This window comes from Campylobacter porcelli (genome assembly GCF_002139855.1).
Taxonomy (GTDB): Bacteria; Campylobacterota; Campylobacteria; order Campylobacterales; family Campylobacteraceae; genus Campylobacter; species Campylobacter porcelli.
The window spans coordinates 749,236-764,010 of record NZ_CP018789.1 but is presented as its reverse complement, the minus strand read 5'-3'; the positions used below and the strand labels follow the sequence as shown (position 1 = coordinate 764,010).

The window sequence follows — 14,775 nt, the reverse complement described above, 5'->3', positions numbered from 1 at the left end:
AATAAATTTTCAAAAAAATTATCCAAAATTTAAGTTCAATCATAGTAAAATTATGAAAATCAATCAAAAATTATTATGAGAAATTTCAATGAATGAATCAATATATAAAAGTATAAAATCTCTACCACCACTTGATGAGACAATTATCAAAATTCAAAAGATTTGTAGCAATGATGATAGCGATATAGCAGAGTTAATTAGCGTAATCCACCAAGACCCAATGCTTACAGCAAATATTTTGCGTTCAGCAAATAGCCCATTATATGGCTTTAGTAGAGAGATAAATGATGTTGATAGAGCCGTGGCGTTATTTGGTATGGCGACTATTAGAGGATTTGCCCTTGCTGGGACTGTAAGTAAAAATTTTAAAATAAATTTAACTCCATATGGAATTAGTGAAACTCAATTTATGGAGTTAGCAACAATGCAAAATGCCTTAGCATTTAACTGGTGTAATAAGATAGATCGTGGGCTTTTAAATATCATATCACCGGCTAGTTTTATGATGGATATAGGTAAAATAGTAATCGCTAAAGAGCTAATAGACTCTAATAAATCAGATAAATTTAAATCCCAAATACAAAGTATATCAACCCCAATAGAGCTATATAATTTAGAGATAGATATGGTAGGTATCTCAAGCCAGATGGTAACAGCACAGATATTTAAAAACTGGAATTTAGAGCCAGAAATTTCAAATGCTATTAGATATTTATTAAATCCATCTGACGCACCAAATAATGTGAAAAAACACTGTATAATCTTAAATATCATAAGCAATAGTATAAATATTTTTGGCACTCTATCACAAAGTCAGATTGATAGCTCAAAAGAGCTTTTAGATTTTTATAATCTTGATGTTAAATCATACCTAGACGCCATAGAAAAAGTAAGAAATTGAGAGCATTTTTAAACTCTTTAACAACTGGCTTAGAGAGCAAATATATAAAGTCAAGTGAGCTTGAAATTTTAAGAGTTTTAGAGCAGATAAAGGCCGTATCAAAACATAAAAATAGATACTATCTAAATGACGGCTTTGTCTGCGGAAAGCTCGATATATCTGGCAATGGAACTGGATTTTTATACCCATATGATAGTAGATTTAAGCAAGATTTAATGATAGAAAATCGTGATTTATGCGGAGCTCACTTTGGCGATATTGTCCTTGCTAAACTAACTAAATTTAAAAAGCCACGCCAAAAAGCAGCCGTTGTGGCTGTATTGTTTATGGCAAATGAAACAAGCGTGGTCTATACTAAAAAAATTGGCTCTGTTATAATGGGCGTAACAATCCCAAATTCCATCACAATAGCTCTAAAAGCCAGTCAAAAATCCCTAAAAGAGCTACCTCAAGGCACAGTTTTAAAAATAAATAATTTAGATAATGATATTGTAGAGGTCTTAGGGGTATTAAGCGATCCAAATGTGGATCAAAAAATCTCTATGGCACTATATAATAAACGCGAAATTTTCCCTAAAATAGCAAGCAATGAGGCAATTAGCTTTGGCGATGAGGTTGATAAAAGTATGTATCCAGATAGGATTGATCTTACTCATCTACCATTTTGCACGATTGATCCAGTTGATGCTAAGGATTTTGATGATGCGATATACTTTGATAAAAATACAAATGAAATTTACATAGCCATCGCAGATGTAAGCGAATATGTCAGCCCATATAGTGGGATTGATAAGGAGGCTAGATTTAGGGGCTTTTCTATATATTTTCCGCATATTGCTGTGCCAATGCTACCTAGAGAGCTTAGCGAAAATATATGCTCTTTAAAGCCAAATTGCGATAGACTTGCCTTTGCTTTTAAAATCTGCTTAAACTCAAATTTAGAAGCCATTAAAGAGGAGCTAATAAGCTGTGTAATTCACTCCAAAAGAAGGTTTAACTACGATGAGGTTGATAGCTTAATAAATGGTGAATTTGAGTGTCAAAATGAGATAAAAGAGTGGCTAATACCACTTTTTAATATAACTCAAAAATTAAAAGAAAAACGGCTTAAAAATGGCTTTGACTTCCACACATTAGAGCTTAGAATGAGCCTTGATGAAAATGGCAATATCAAATCAACTAAATTTGAAAGCTCCACTCCATCGCACTCACTTATAGAAGAGTGCATGCTCTTAGCCAATAAAGCTGCAGCAAAAAGAGTAAATAAGGGCATATTTCGCAATCACGAACCAGCAGATTTTAATAAAATAAACGCTCTTTTAGATGACCTTAACCTGCTTGGAATTAGCGTAAAACCAACAAGCGATCTAGTATCTATGATAGCTCAAATTCAAGCTAAGGCTAATGAGCTAAATATAAGAGAAGATGTAGATAAACTCATCATAAAAGCACAAAAAAGAGCCGAGTATGCAAGTGTATCAAGGGGGCATTTTGGGCTTGGATTTGAGCTATATTCACACTTTACTAGCCCTATTCGTAGATACTCTGATTTAATTCTTCATAGAATTTTAAAAGCTCAAGATGATGCTAAATTGACAAACTACCTAATGCTAGGCATTGATGAGCTTTGTGCGAATTTAAATGTATTAGAAAGAGAAGCCGATAAGGTCGCTTGGGATTTTATGGATCGTAAATTTGCCCGTTTTGCAGCAAAAAATATAGATAAAATTTTTAAATGCTACATATATGAAAATAGCAATCAAACTATCGCTAGACTTGATGATGAGATAAAGGGAGCTAGGATTTTTTTAGATAATTTTACTTGCGATTTACTAACTCCGGTGATGGTAAAAATCATAGAAGTAGATATTCCAACGGCTAAAATTTTAGGAAAAGTGGTGGAAATTTTAGATGTATAAAAAGGATTTTATAGCACTTCTAAACTCTGCTAATATACCAAATTTTTTCTTACTTTATGGTGCTGAGAGCTATCAAGTGGAGTTTTACGCTAAGGAAATTTTAAAAAAATTTAATAATGATAATTTGCTTAGCTTATACTATGATGATTATGATTTTAGCCTTGCGATTTCGCATCTTAGTGAGCCTTCGCTATTTGCTAATTCAAATTTATTGCACATCAAAAGCGATAAAAAAATCCCATCTAAAGATACAAAAGAGCTAGTCTCTCAGTGTCAAAATAACCCAAATAATATCTTTATCTTTGAGTTACACGAAGGCGATGAGAAATCCTTAAGCGATATAAAGAAGCATTTTGGATTAAATTTCGTTAGATTTTTCCCACCTAGCAGTGCCATAGAGGTAAATCAAATTCTATCTAATCACGCTAAAATCCTTGGTCTTAATATAGATAGCCAGTCTCTTTTATATATTTATAACTTACAAAATGAAAATCTATATCTTAGTGCTAGTGAGCTAAATAAACTTGCAACCATAGCGACTAAATTTAATTTAGAAGAGATAAAAGAGCGAGTTTATCCCTTAAATGGAATTGGATTTGATGCTTTATTTGATAAAATAATTAGCAAAAAAAGTATTAATAGCGACTATTTTGAGTTTATAAACGATAGCTCATTTAACGAAATTGCCCTTTTAAATATGCTTTTTAAGGCATTTCATAGACTATATTTGATCCATAGCTCAATTAAAACTAGTGGAAAATTTGACCCAAAAATTGTATTAGGATACACTCCCCCGCCACAAATCCTAAATAAACTCCAATCTCAAGCAATATCGATAAAAATTTCACAATACTCTCAAATATTTAAATTTTTAAACGAGATTGAATTTGATCTAAAATGCAAAAGCAATATAGATAAAGAGTGCTATTTACTCTCATCGCTTTTAAATTTACAAGATATACTAAATAAAAACAGCAAATTTTAAGTAATTTTTCAGTATAATTCAAACCGCATTTTATGCAAATTTCCTTGCTCTTTTGGCAGAAAAAGGGCTAAATCCATAAGGAGAATATATGAGACATTATGAGCTTTTATTCATCTTAAAGCCAACACTTACAGAAGATGAAGTTAAAGTTAAGGCTGATTTCATTAAAGAGATCATCACAAAAAATGGTGGCGAAATCGCTAGTGTAGTTGAAATGGGCACACGCAAATTGGCTTATAAAATTGATAAATATGAGCGTGGCACATACTTTGTAATCTATTTCAAAGCTCCAACTCAATTAATCGCTGAATTAGTAAGAAATTTAAGAATAACTGAAGAGGTTATTAGATTCTTACCTGTAAAATATGAAAACAAAAAAGAGATCACAGCTTGGGAAAAACTAAGCAAAGGTCAGAAATTAACTCAACCTAAAAAAGAGCCAAAAACAGAAGAAAAAGCAGCTCAACAAGAGTAGATATAAAGGCTAAATTATGTTTAATAAAGTAGTTTTAGTAGGAAATTTAACTAGAGATATTGAGCTTAGATATATCCAAAGTGGTACCGCTGTAGGCAGCACTGGAATGGCCGTTAATCGTAAATTTAATGTTAATGGCGAAAGAAGAGATGAAACTTGCTTTATTGACATAACTTTTTTTGGTCGTCAAGCAGAAGTGGCAAATCAATACCTAAATAAAGGTAGTAAAGTTTTAATCGAAGGTAGGCTTAAATTTGACACTTGGCAAGACCAAAATGGACAAAACCGCTCCAAGCACTCAGTAGTAGTAGAAAATATGGAGATGCTAGGAGGGCAGCAAAATCAAGGTGGATTTATTAAAGATGGCAATGAGCCAAACTACGCTAACAACGGATATAGCACAAATATGTATAATCAAAATAGAGAGTATAACCAAAATAGCGGTGGATTTAATAGAGAATTTAACCAAAATAATAACTACTCTCAAAATCGTAGCTATAATCAAAAACAGATGGATTCAGAGCCATACCAAGAAAAAGTCCCAGAGATTGACATTGATGCCGATATTAAATATGATAACAAACCTACTAAATCAAATTTTGATAGTGGCACCGAAAATGAAGAAATTCCATTTTAAAAGGATACACAATGGCAGAAAAAAGAAAATATAGTAAAAAATATTGCAAATTTACAGAAGCTAAGATTGATTTTATCGATTATAAAGATACGGCACTTTTAAAACAATGCCTATCTGAAAGATTTAAAATTATGCCAAGACGCTTAACTGGCACAAGCAAAAAACACCAAGAGATGGTAGAAAAAGCAATTAAAAGAGCTAGACATGTTGCCTTAATACCATACATCGTAGATAGAAAAAATGTAGTTACAAATCCATTTGAAGGTTTGTAATACACAGCGCCCTACTTTAGGGCGTTTGCTTTTACATAATCTCTTTTAGCCTTATAATCAAATTTAAACCGCATTAAACAAATCTCGACAAGCTTTAGTGATTGGTCTAAATGCTAAGAGCTTTAGCGAGTAACTATTCTTGATTTTTTATATAAGCTTTGATTGTTTTAGAATTTATCTCTTCTATACTACAAGCAAAAATCCATCACTCCAAAAGATTTTTTATTTTTAAAAATGTTTTTTAAATACTTCGAATCTTTCATCACGCCAAACATAAAAAGTGGTTATTTGCTTTATATATTAAATAATAGAGCCTATGCTAACTTATAGTAAATATTATATCATTAAATGGATATGGTTTATATCGCTAAATTATATGTGCTTTTAGATTGTGTTTAGAGCAATTTGTAGAAATATAACCACACAGTTTATAATTATTCTTTTTCATTTTTTACTTTACACCTTTATAATACAATTATATAAAAAATGTGGAAGATAACATTTGTTAAGTGTCATAAAGTATAGAATTTACCCAATTAAAATACAAAAAGAGTTAATTTATAAATACTTTGACTGTGCTAGAGTGGGTTTATAATTATTTTTAGACTAAAGAGTAATTTAGTAAAGGCATAAAAGAAGAATATTTTACTTGATAACAAAATAAAACTTAATAAATCTAGGATAATAATCACCCAAAGTTTCTCTAAAGATAGCAATGGCGTGGCATCAAAGTATGTTTATACACTCTACCCATCAAGTCAAACGCTCTTTAGGCATTCATCATCACACTTATCAATTTATAACTCAAATAATTTTTATATATCTTAGGTGAGAAAATTTTAAAATTATAAAGCAAAAATCCCTAAAGCAATCATCAAATTTAAATAGATATTTTCTATTTAAATTTTTTAAGATTAAAATATATAATTATGATATTTATAAAGCCACTTAATTATTAAGTAACCTTATAATATCCAAAATCTATGAAAACCAACTCTTAATCTTATCCCAAATTCCCTTATCAGTAGCCATCTCGCCGCTTTTAACGCTAAAGCTATTTTGAAGTTTTTTAAGAAGCTCTATCTGCTCATCATTTAGCTTTTTAGGCATTTGGATTGAAATTTGAACTATTAAGTTGCCAAGCTGCTTAGTGCGAGCATTTTTAACACCCTCTTTAGGTATTACAAACTGCTGCTTATCCTTCGCTCCTACTGGCAAGTCTAAAATCGTATCGCCCCTAAGTGTAGGTATCTTAATACTATCGCCAAGTGCTGCTTGAGTAAAAAATACTGGAATTTCTATATATACATCATCTCCATTTCTAAGAAAATGCTCATCATCTTTTACAACAATACGAACATATAAATCGCCACTCATATCCTCATATCTATTACCCTTTTGACTAACCCTTATCCTTGTTGCGTTATCTACGCCCTCTGGAATATTTATCTTAATGCTATCGCTTATCTCATTAAAGCCATTACCGCTACATTCAGGGCATTTATCCTTAATACTCTCACCAGTTCCAGAGCACTCCGGGCAAGTTTGCACAAACTGCATAAATCCTTGCTGAATTCCTATCTTGCCACTTCCACCACATTTAGGGCAAGTTTGCTTTTTGCCATCTTTTGAGCCAGTTGCATTACAGCTTTGGCATGGAGTTTTATATCTATATTTTATCTCCTTCTCGCAGCCAAAAACCGCTTCATTAAATTCAAGCGTAAGCCCTATTTCTATATCTAAAGCATATTTATATCTACTTTTAGAGCCCTTTTGACTAAAGCCAAATCCACCACCAAAAAATGAACTAAATATATCGCCCAAATCATCAAAGTCAAATCCGCCACTAAAGCCGCCACCGGCCATGCCTTTTAATCCATCTTTACCATATCTATCGTATATTTCTCTTTTTTCTGCGTTGCTTAAGACCTCATAGGCTTCATTGATCTGCTTAAATTTCTCTTCAGTCTCTTTATCGCCTTGATTTCTATCTGGATGATACCTAAGCGCTTGCTTTCTATAAGCCTTTTTTATGGTATCGCTATTAGCATCTCTTGATACCTCTAATATCTCATAATAATCAAATTCCAAAATATCTTCCTTTATAATTTTAACTGGCGATTTTATCTAAAAATTACTAAATTTATACATAAAAAGCAAATTTATTATTAATTTTTGGTATAATGTCGCTAATTTTTAATACTAGGAGTCAAAAATGATAAATGTATTAATGATAGAAGATGATCCAGAATTTGCTCAAATTTTATCTGAATATTTGATAAAATTTAATATCAAAGTTACAAATTACGAAGATCCATATTTAGGTCTTAGTGCAGGGATTAAAAATTATGATCTTTTAATACTTGATTTAACCTTGCCAGGTATGGATGGATTGGAAGTTTGTAAAGAGATTAGAGAAAAATATGATATTCCTATCATTATTAGCTCAGCTAGAAGTGATGTAAATGATAGAGTTGTTGGGCTTCAAATAGGCGCAGATGACTACTTGCCAAAGCCGTATGACCCAAAAGAGATGCATGCTAGAATCACAAGTTTAATTCGTCGCTATAAAAAAAGCAATGAAGTTCAAGAAGAGATAGCTGATACGCTATTTAGGGTAGATGATAAACGCCATGAAATATCATATAATGGCACACCACTTACCCTAACTCCAGCAGAGTATGAAATTTTAGAGTATCTTATTAAACAGCATAGCTTTTCAGTCTCAAGAGAGCAATTAGTCTATCATTGCAAGAGCCTAAAAGATAAAGATTCTAAAAGTTTAGATGTGATAATCGGTCGTTTAAGGACAAAGATTGGTGATAACTCAAAATCACCTAAGCATATATTTTCAGTCCGCGGAATAGGATATAAACTAGTCGGATGAGATACTCTCTAACTACTAAAATCACGATAATATTTGCTATTGGATTTATCGTGATTTGCACACTATTTTTTATGTTCTTCAAACTACAAAATGAGAGGATATTAGGCAAGATTGGGGAGAATCATTACAACTCAATTAATTGGCTACTCTCGCTATATCAAAAATCAAATATGCCAGAAGATTGGGAGAGATATTTTAGAAATTTTGATCTAGCCTATGTCAAAAATGTAAATTTACAAAAAGCAATCTTTGATAATGGCACAATTGTAAGCCGTGCTGATACATTAATTGGCACAGTAGATACCATCAGTTATAAAAATAATCTATATTTACGCATTAAAAATCAAAGTGTAACTATACTATTAGAATCAACCCTACATAGCGGAAATGATAGCTTATTATTTAGTTTTATCATTGTTATGGCGTTGTTTATATCTTTGTATGTATCGATTTTTAGAAGCCTAATCCCGCTTAAGAAACTTCGTAGCGATATACGCAAATTCGCAGCTGGAAATATGGATAGCGTATGCGTGGTTAATTTTACCAAAGGCAATGATGAGATAAGCGAAGTGGCATATGAATTTAATAACGCGGCTTGTAAAATTAAGGATTTAATACTCTCTAGACAGCTATTTTTACGCACCATTATGCACGAGCTAAAAACGCCAATTGGCAAGGGTAGAATAGTAAGTGAAATGATCGAAGATGAGACCCAAAAAGAACGCTTGATAGCTATATTTGAGCGGCTAAATATATTGATTAATGAATTTGCTAAGATAGAACAGCTATTAAGCAAAAGTTATAGCTTAGATTACGCAAAGTATCACTTCAGCCTTATACTAGATCAAGCTAAGGATATGATGCTTTTAGATGATTTTGATAGTAATGTCAAGGTAGAATTAATCTGTGATCCACTATTAAAAGTGGATTTTCAGTTATTCTCGCTTGCGATTAAAAATTTAATAGATAATGCATTAAAATATTCTGATGATAAAAAGGCAATTATAAAGTGCGATAATAACGCAATCTATATAAGAAATCATGGAAAACCGCTTAATCGCTCAATTGAGCATTATAAACAAGCATTCATTAGAGATAATAATGCTAAAACTAGCGGTATGGGGCTTGGGCTTTATATTATAGAGCATATCTGTTCTATGCATAAATTTAGCTTAGATTATAATTATATAGATGGGTTTCATGAGTTTTGTATTAAATTTGGAAGTGTAAATAGTGAAAAATCTTGATCAATTTGATAATCTCGTAGAAGCATTTGGCAAAATTCCTGGTGTAGGCAAAAAATCAGCCATAAAATATGCCTATTATATAGCACTTCAAGATCCATTTTTTGGTCTAAATTTAGCTCACACTATAGAAAATTCAATTCATAATCTAAAACATTGCGTAATCTGCGGAGGAATTAGCCAAAATGAGATTTGCGATATATGCGCTAATGATAGTAGGGATAGCTCATTAATATGCGTAGTAGAAAGCCCAAAAGATATATTAACCATTGAAGATTCTCACTCATTTGATGGGCTATATTTTGTATTTAGCGATATCCAAAGCGTTGAAAAATTAAAAGATATGATAATTAAATTTAGCTCAAAAGAGCTAATCTTTGCTTTTAGTCCAAGTATAAATAGCGATGGTATAATGCTATACATAGAAGATCAGCTAAAAGATATTAATATTAATTTTACAAAAATAGCTCAAGGAATCCCAACTGGTGTAAGTCTAGAGAATGTAGATATGCTCTCGCTTACTAAAGCAATTAAGGATAGAAAGGAGCTTTAAAGCTCAAATGCTTTACTCATTAACTCTGTTATTTTAAGCTCATCAAATTTATTATTATAAAATAGATTAAACGCAAGGACAGCTTGATAAAGCAACATATCCTTGCCATTTTTAAATTTCAATCCCATATCTTTAGCCAAATTCAAAAATGGAGTTGGTCTATTATATATCACATCAAAGGCAAATTTAGAGCTACCTAAAATATCTTTTAAAATAGCCTCATCGCATGGAAGCTCATTCTTGCAAAGTCCAGCTGAAGTAGTATTAATCACTAGATCATAACCTGAAGGAGTAAAGCTAGAATGAGTGTGAAATTTATAATTTACAAACTGGGATTTTTTATCACTTCGATTTAAAATTTCAACATCCACGCCATTGATTGATAAAATATATGCAAGTGCCTTAGCAGTTCCACCAGCACCAAGTATCAAAGCCTTATCAATCTTACCAAATTCCAAAATCGCCATCATAAATCCGGGCGCATCGGTATTATATCCTTTGATTTTTCCATTTTTATTAACCAAAGTATTGATCGAGCCTATATCAGCTGCAATTTTATCAAGCTCATCACAAAGAGTTAAAGCTGACTCTTTAAAAGGGATAGTGATATTTGCTCCAGATAGATTATATTTTCTAAATTTAGCAATAATATCACTACCTTGCTCTAATAATACCCTGCCATAAATACCGCTTTGCCCTAATCCTTGTAATGCACTATTGTGTAATCTAGGCGATATGGAGTGAGATACAGGGTTACCAAATAGAGCAAAATAGCGCATTATAAATTCCTATTTTACCCTATATACAAAGGCACCATTTGATATATCTTGGCGAATTTTTTGCATATTAGCCTCTAAATCAGAACCAAATGGCCCAATAAGAATTTTAATAACCGTATTGCCATTTACTACAACTTTATGTGTTTTGTATTTATAGCCACTTGCTACAATTTTTTTGATTAAGGCGCTATTTGTATCTAGCTTGGATACTGAAGCGACTTGTATATATGCACCTTTTTCTAAAGATGGGTTGCTTTGAGATGCGTTTGTTTTAACGCTATCTTTTTTAACTTCAGCCTTTTTAGGCTCAGTCTTTTTAGGCTCAGTTGGTTTGGTTTGAGCTTTTTTATTCTCTACTTTTTTAGGTTCTAAATTTTTAGATACTTCTTGTTTTGTAGGCTCTTTTTTAACCTCTTTTGGCTCAGCTATACTAAATGGCTCTTCTACCTTTGGTGGCAATACAGGTGTAATTGTATTTGACGCTGTCTCCATAGTAGCTTGAGCATTCTTATACTCATTTACTATATTTTCAAAACTATCTTTTGAATTTGTAGTATCGCTTACTATAGGCACTTGCTCAAAAAGATCATTTGAGGCATTGCCAACTGGCGTATTAGTCGTAGGCAACTCTGTAGGCAATAAAAGAGTATCGGCTATATCGTTATTTTTGTTCTTATTATCTGAATTTAAGAATTTCATAATAATTAAAACAACAACAAAAACGATAACAAGCAACGCCACACCAATTAAAATTTTACGTACACCGCCAGATTTCTCTTCTTCATTTTTATCTAGCAATATATCTTGTAAATTATTATTCTCTTCCATATTTATCCTTTACATATGCTTTGACCAGCTAGCGCCTCGTTCTTTTTGATACAAAGCGTATGGCAAAGCTAGAATATTATACTCTAATGGCAAATCCATAGTAGGAAACATTCTCCACTCTTGTGGTAGCTTCTGTGATAGCATAACTGAGAGTTTGTTAGCTATTTGACAACCCTCCATAAAGGTGGTGTGACCCTTATGTATATATAGATGTAGATGACCTGGGGTTTTGCTCTCATAGGCTGTAAAATTTATAAACCCCTCCTCTCTTAACATCAGTTGAGCCCTATGCCAAAATCGTTCTGGCATTCTACCATTATAGTCAAAAACGATATTTTCAACCTTATTTAGCCTATTAATTAAAGAGTGTGCTACAACAATTTTTCTCTCTTCGTGCTCTCTTTGGACTGATAAGCTAAGTGGTTCATCTACCCTTTCAAATTTATCAAAATAATACCTACCCTTATGCTCGATCTTTTTTACCGTCATATCTCGCTTAATATAGTAGTGATCGGTTATCATTTTAATAAGTGATAAATCTATACGCTGCATTAGAATGTCGCCTTATTATAAATAATAAACTCATTAGCTAACTCTTTAAGCTGAGCTGCGATTTTGCGTTGTTTATCAACATTATTAATATCATCTAGCACATCAGCAATACGATTTGCAATTAGCTCAAACTCACTCTCTTTCATACCTCTAGCAGTAAGTGCTGGACTACCTATCCTTATACCACTTGTGATAAATGGACTTCTAGTTTCGCCTGGGACTGTGTTTTTATTTACCGTAATTCCAGCATTACCAAGAGCAATATCTGCATCTTTACCACTAAATTCTTTATTTAAAAAGCTTACTAGCACAAGGTGATTATCAGTACCACCACTAACTAAATCATACCCACGGCTAATTAAAACTTCGCCTAATTTTTTTGCATTTGCTTTTACCTGTTTAGCATAAACTTTCCATTCATCGCTTAAATTATGCTTAAATCCTACAGCCTTACCAGCTATAACATGCATTAATGGGCCACCTTGAATTCCAGGGAATATGGAGCTATTAATTTTTTTCGCAAATTCCTCATCATTTGTCATAATTATACCGCCTCTTGGACCTCTTAGAGTTTTGTGAGTTGTAGAGCTTACTACATGGCAGTGCGGAAATGGATGAGCGTGCTCTCCAGCCACAACTAGCCCAGCTATATGAGCCACATCGGCAAATAGATATGCACCCACGCTATCAGCAATCTCTCTAAAGCGTTTAAAGTCAATCTCTCTAGTATATGCACTGGCCCCACAAACTATCATTTTTGGTTTGACAATATTTGCTATATCAGCTACCTTATCATAATTAATCCTACCATCAAGCTCAACACCATAAAAGAAACTCTCATAATATTTACCAGAGCTTGAGACTTTTGCTCCATGAGTTAAGTGACCGCCATGACTTAAATCCATACCTAGAATTTTATCGCCTGGTTTTAAAAAGGCACCATATACACCTTGATTAGCCTGACTACCACTATTTGGCTGGACATTAGCAAACTCGCAACCAAATAGAGCTTTACATCGATCAATTGCGATCTGCTCTATCTCATCTACAAATTCACATCCACCATAATATCTCTTACCAGGATAGCCCTCAGCATATTTATTAGTCAAAATAGAACCCATAACTTCCATAACTTCAGGATAGGTAAAATTCTCACTAGCAATCATCTCTAAATGGCTACACTGACGCTCAAGCTCTTTATTTAAAAGAGTATAAATCTCCTTATCGTAACTTTCTAAATTCATATCTACTCCTTAATTTTTGGTTTCATCGCTGGAAATAATATAACATCGCGAATTGATTTTTTATTTAATAATAGCATTACTAATCTATCAACGCCAAGACCCCAACCAACGGTTGGTGCCATACCATAACCAAGAGCTACGCAATAATCCTCATCCATCTCATGAGCCTCATCATTACCGGCGTCTTTACTCTCTATTTGAGCCTTAAATCTCTCATATTGATCGACTGGATCATTAAGCTCATTAAATGCGTTTGCTAGCTCACGACCAGCAATAAATAGCTCAAATCTCTGTGCTATCTCTGGCTCTTCATCACTTCTTCTTGAAAGTGGCGAAATAGATATAGGAAAATCTGTAATGAATGTAGGATTAATAAGCTTACTTTCAACATAATTATCAAAAAGCTCAGCTTGTAAATGACCTAAATCTAGCTTATCATTTGCTTCAAATTTATCATCTCTTAATTTAGCTAAAATTTTATCTTTATCGCCTATAATATCCCTATCGATGCCACCTATTTCCACTAACGCATCAAGATATTTAATCCTTCTAAAAGGCTTAGAAAAATCTATATTTTCTCCATCAAATTCGATAATTTTTCCTAAATTTAACCTATCAAGCAAGGTGGCAAAAAGCTCTTCAGTCAAATCCATAGCCTCAAAATAGTCATGCCACGCCCAGTAAAACTCAATACTAGTAAATTCAGGATTATGAGTTAGATCCATACCCTCATTTCTAAAACAACGATTAATCTCAAATACGGCCTCCATACCACCTACGATTAATCTTTTTAGATATAACTCTGGGGCTATTTTAAGGTATCTATCCACGCCTAGTGCGTTATGATGAGTTATAAATGGCTTGGCATTTGCTCCTCCAGCTATTGGGTGCATCATAGGCGTCTCAACTTCTAAAAATCCACGCTCTTCAAAAAATCTTCTAATAGTGCTAATTATGATTGAACGCTTAAGAAAATCATCTCTGACATCACTATTCATAATCATATCTAAATATCTTTGTCTATATCTAGTCTCGATATCAGTTAAACCATGAAATTTCTCAGGTAGTGGAGATATAGCTTTAGTAGCTAAAGTTATCTGACTTGCATGCAAGCTAAACTCCCCAGTTTGAGTAACAAAAGCATACCCCTTAGCAAGTATAATATCGCCTACTTCAAGATTTTTTTTGAATTTAGCGTAGCTATCTTCGCCAATACTAGCTAGTGAGTAGTAAATTTGTATATTACCGCTCTCATCTTCTATATTGGCAAATGTGGATTTACCAGCAACTCTTTTTAATTTTATTCTACCAGCTATTGTTACTTCTTTAGTAGCTTTTTTATCGCCATCTGGTAGATCTTTTATATAGTTAAATTCACTCTTAAAATTAGCTATACTAAACTCTCGTTTTAAAAAATGCGGATATGGAGCAACGCCCATCTGCCTTAACTCATCAGCCTTAGCTAGACGAGTCTGCTCTAATTCATTATCAAAAATCAA

General features: G+C 32.8%; 16 protein-coding genes and 1 pseudogene. 10 read left to right on the top strand and 7 right to left on the bottom strand.

Going from position 1 to position 14,775, the window contains the following annotated elements; genetic code table 11:
• Nucleotides 1-88 precede the first annotated feature (88 nt).
• From CSUIS_RS03880 to rpsR, 6 genes are all read left to right on the top strand, one after another.
• Entirely contained in the window at nucleotides 89-901 is an 813-nt protein-coding gene (locus tag CSUIS_RS03880) for an HDOD domain-containing protein (protein ID WP_086297228.1), read from the top strand.
• Nucleotides 898-2,820: an RNB domain-containing ribonuclease gene (locus CSUIS_RS03875; RefSeq protein WP_086297226.1), complete on the top strand. Its 1,923-nt coding sequence runs from the start codon at nucleotides 898-900 to the stop codon at nucleotides 2,818-2,820. The genes CSUIS_RS03880 and CSUIS_RS03875 overlap by 4 nt, the downstream gene beginning before the upstream one ends.
• Nucleotides 2,813-3,805 carry a DNA polymerase III subunit delta gene (gene holA / locus CSUIS_RS03870; RefSeq protein WP_086297224.1) on the top strand — a complete coding sequence of 331 codons (993 nt, stop codon included), beginning with the start codon at nucleotides 2,813-2,815 and terminating at the stop codon, nucleotides 3,803-3,805. Before CSUIS_RS03875 ends, holA begins: the two co-directional genes overlap by 8 nt.
• An 88-nt stretch (nucleotides 3,806-3,893) precedes the next feature.
• Nucleotides 3,894-4,280 (top strand): 30S ribosomal protein S6, encoded by a 387-nt coding sequence (gene rpsF / locus CSUIS_RS03865; RefSeq protein ID WP_086297222.1) that lies wholly within the window; start codon nucleotides 3,894-3,896, stop codon nucleotides 4,278-4,280.
• A gap of 16 nt (nucleotides 4,281-4,296) precedes the next feature.
• Entirely contained in the window at nucleotides 4,297-4,917 is a 621-nt protein-coding gene (locus tag CSUIS_RS03860) for a single-stranded DNA-binding protein (protein WP_086297220.1), read from the top strand.
• Nucleotides 4,918-4,928: 11 nt separating this feature from the next.
• Nucleotides 4,929-5,189, top strand: coding sequence for a 30S ribosomal protein S18 (gene rpsR, locus CSUIS_RS03855; protein WP_086224380.1), 261 nt, complete (start codon nucleotides 4,929-4,931; stop codon nucleotides 5,187-5,189).
• A gap of 133 nt (nucleotides 5,190-5,322) precedes the next feature.
• On the opposite strand, the pseudogene CSUIS_RS03850 reads toward rpsR, so the two are convergent.
• Nucleotides 5,323-5,637 (bottom strand): annotated as a pseudogene (locus tag CSUIS_RS03850) (transposase).
• A 54-nt stretch (nucleotides 5,638-5,691) separates the two neighbouring features.
• Between CSUIS_RS03850 and CSUIS_RS03845 the strand changes: the two are divergent.
• Nucleotides 5,692-5,784, top strand: coding sequence for a helix-turn-helix domain-containing protein (locus CSUIS_RS03845; protein WP_086292575.1), 93 nt, complete (start codon nucleotides 5,692-5,694; stop codon nucleotides 5,782-5,784).
• Nucleotides 5,785-6,170: 386 nt separating this feature from the next.
• On the opposite strand, the gene dnaJ is transcribed toward CSUIS_RS03845, so the two are convergent.
• A complete protein-coding gene (dnaJ, locus tag CSUIS_RS03840; protein WP_086297218.1) occupies nucleotides 6,171-7,280 on the bottom strand; it encodes a molecular chaperone DnaJ in 1,110 nt (369 codons plus the stop codon).
• 124 nt (nucleotides 7,281-7,404) lie between these two features.
• Here dnaJ and CSUIS_RS03835 point away from each other — a divergent pair, with 124 nt between their 5' ends.
• Genes CSUIS_RS03835 through recR form a run of 3 tightly spaced genes read left to right on the top strand, consistent with a single transcriptional unit; the run spans nucleotide 7,405 to nucleotide 9,873 of the window.
• Nucleotides 7,405-8,076 (top strand): response regulator transcription factor, encoded by a 672-nt coding sequence (locus CSUIS_RS03835; protein ID WP_086236775.1) that lies wholly within the window; start codon nucleotides 7,405-7,407, stop codon nucleotides 8,074-8,076.
• Nucleotides 8,073-9,323, top strand: coding sequence for an ArsS family sensor histidine kinase (locus CSUIS_RS03830; RefSeq protein WP_086297216.1), 1,251 nt, complete (start codon nucleotides 8,073-8,075; stop codon nucleotides 9,321-9,323). Before CSUIS_RS03835 ends, CSUIS_RS03830 begins: the two co-directional genes overlap by 4 nt.
• Nucleotides 9,307-9,873, top strand: coding sequence for a recombination mediator RecR (gene recR, locus CSUIS_RS03825; protein WP_086236777.1), 567 nt, complete (start codon nucleotides 9,307-9,309; stop codon nucleotides 9,871-9,873). Before CSUIS_RS03830 ends, recR begins: the two co-directional genes overlap by 17 nt.
• On the opposite strand, the gene CSUIS_RS03820 is transcribed toward recR, so the two are convergent.
• Genes CSUIS_RS03820 through lysS form a run of 5 tightly spaced genes read right to left on the bottom strand, consistent with a single transcriptional unit; the run spans nucleotide 9,870 to nucleotide 14,772 of the window.
• Nucleotides 9,870-10,652, bottom strand: a complete 783-nt coding sequence (locus CSUIS_RS03820) for a shikimate dehydrogenase (protein ID WP_086297214.1) — start codon at nucleotides 10,650-10,652, stop codon at nucleotides 9,870-9,872. The genes recR and CSUIS_RS03820 overlap by 4 nt on opposite strands.
• Before the next feature lie 9 nt (nucleotides 10,653-10,661).
• Complete coding sequence (locus CSUIS_RS03815; RefSeq protein WP_086297212.1) at nucleotides 10,662-11,480, bottom strand: SPOR domain-containing protein; 819 nt, start codon at nucleotides 11,478-11,480, stop codon at nucleotides 10,662-10,664.
• A 9-nt stretch (nucleotides 11,481-11,489) separates the two neighbouring features.
• The gene (locus CSUIS_RS03810; protein WP_086297210.1) at nucleotides 11,490-12,032 is read right to left on the bottom strand and encodes a DUF1882 domain-containing protein; all 543 of its coding nucleotides are present in this window, start codon (nucleotides 12,030-12,032) and stop codon (nucleotides 11,490-11,492) included.
• Nucleotides 12,032-13,276: a serine hydroxymethyltransferase gene (locus tag CSUIS_RS03805; RefSeq protein ID WP_086292569.1), complete on the bottom strand. Its 1,245-nt coding sequence runs from the start codon at nucleotides 13,274-13,276 to the stop codon at nucleotides 12,032-12,034. The genes CSUIS_RS03810 and CSUIS_RS03805 overlap by 1 nt, the downstream gene beginning before the upstream one ends.
• 2 nt (nucleotides 13,277-13,278) lie before the next feature.
• On the bottom strand, nucleotides 13,279-14,772 hold the full coding sequence (lysS, locus tag CSUIS_RS03800) for a lysine--tRNA ligase (protein WP_236860801.1): 1,494 nt from the start codon (nucleotides 14,770-14,772) through the stop codon (nucleotides 13,279-13,281).
• Between the last annotated feature and the right edge of the window lie 3 nt (nucleotides 14,773-14,775).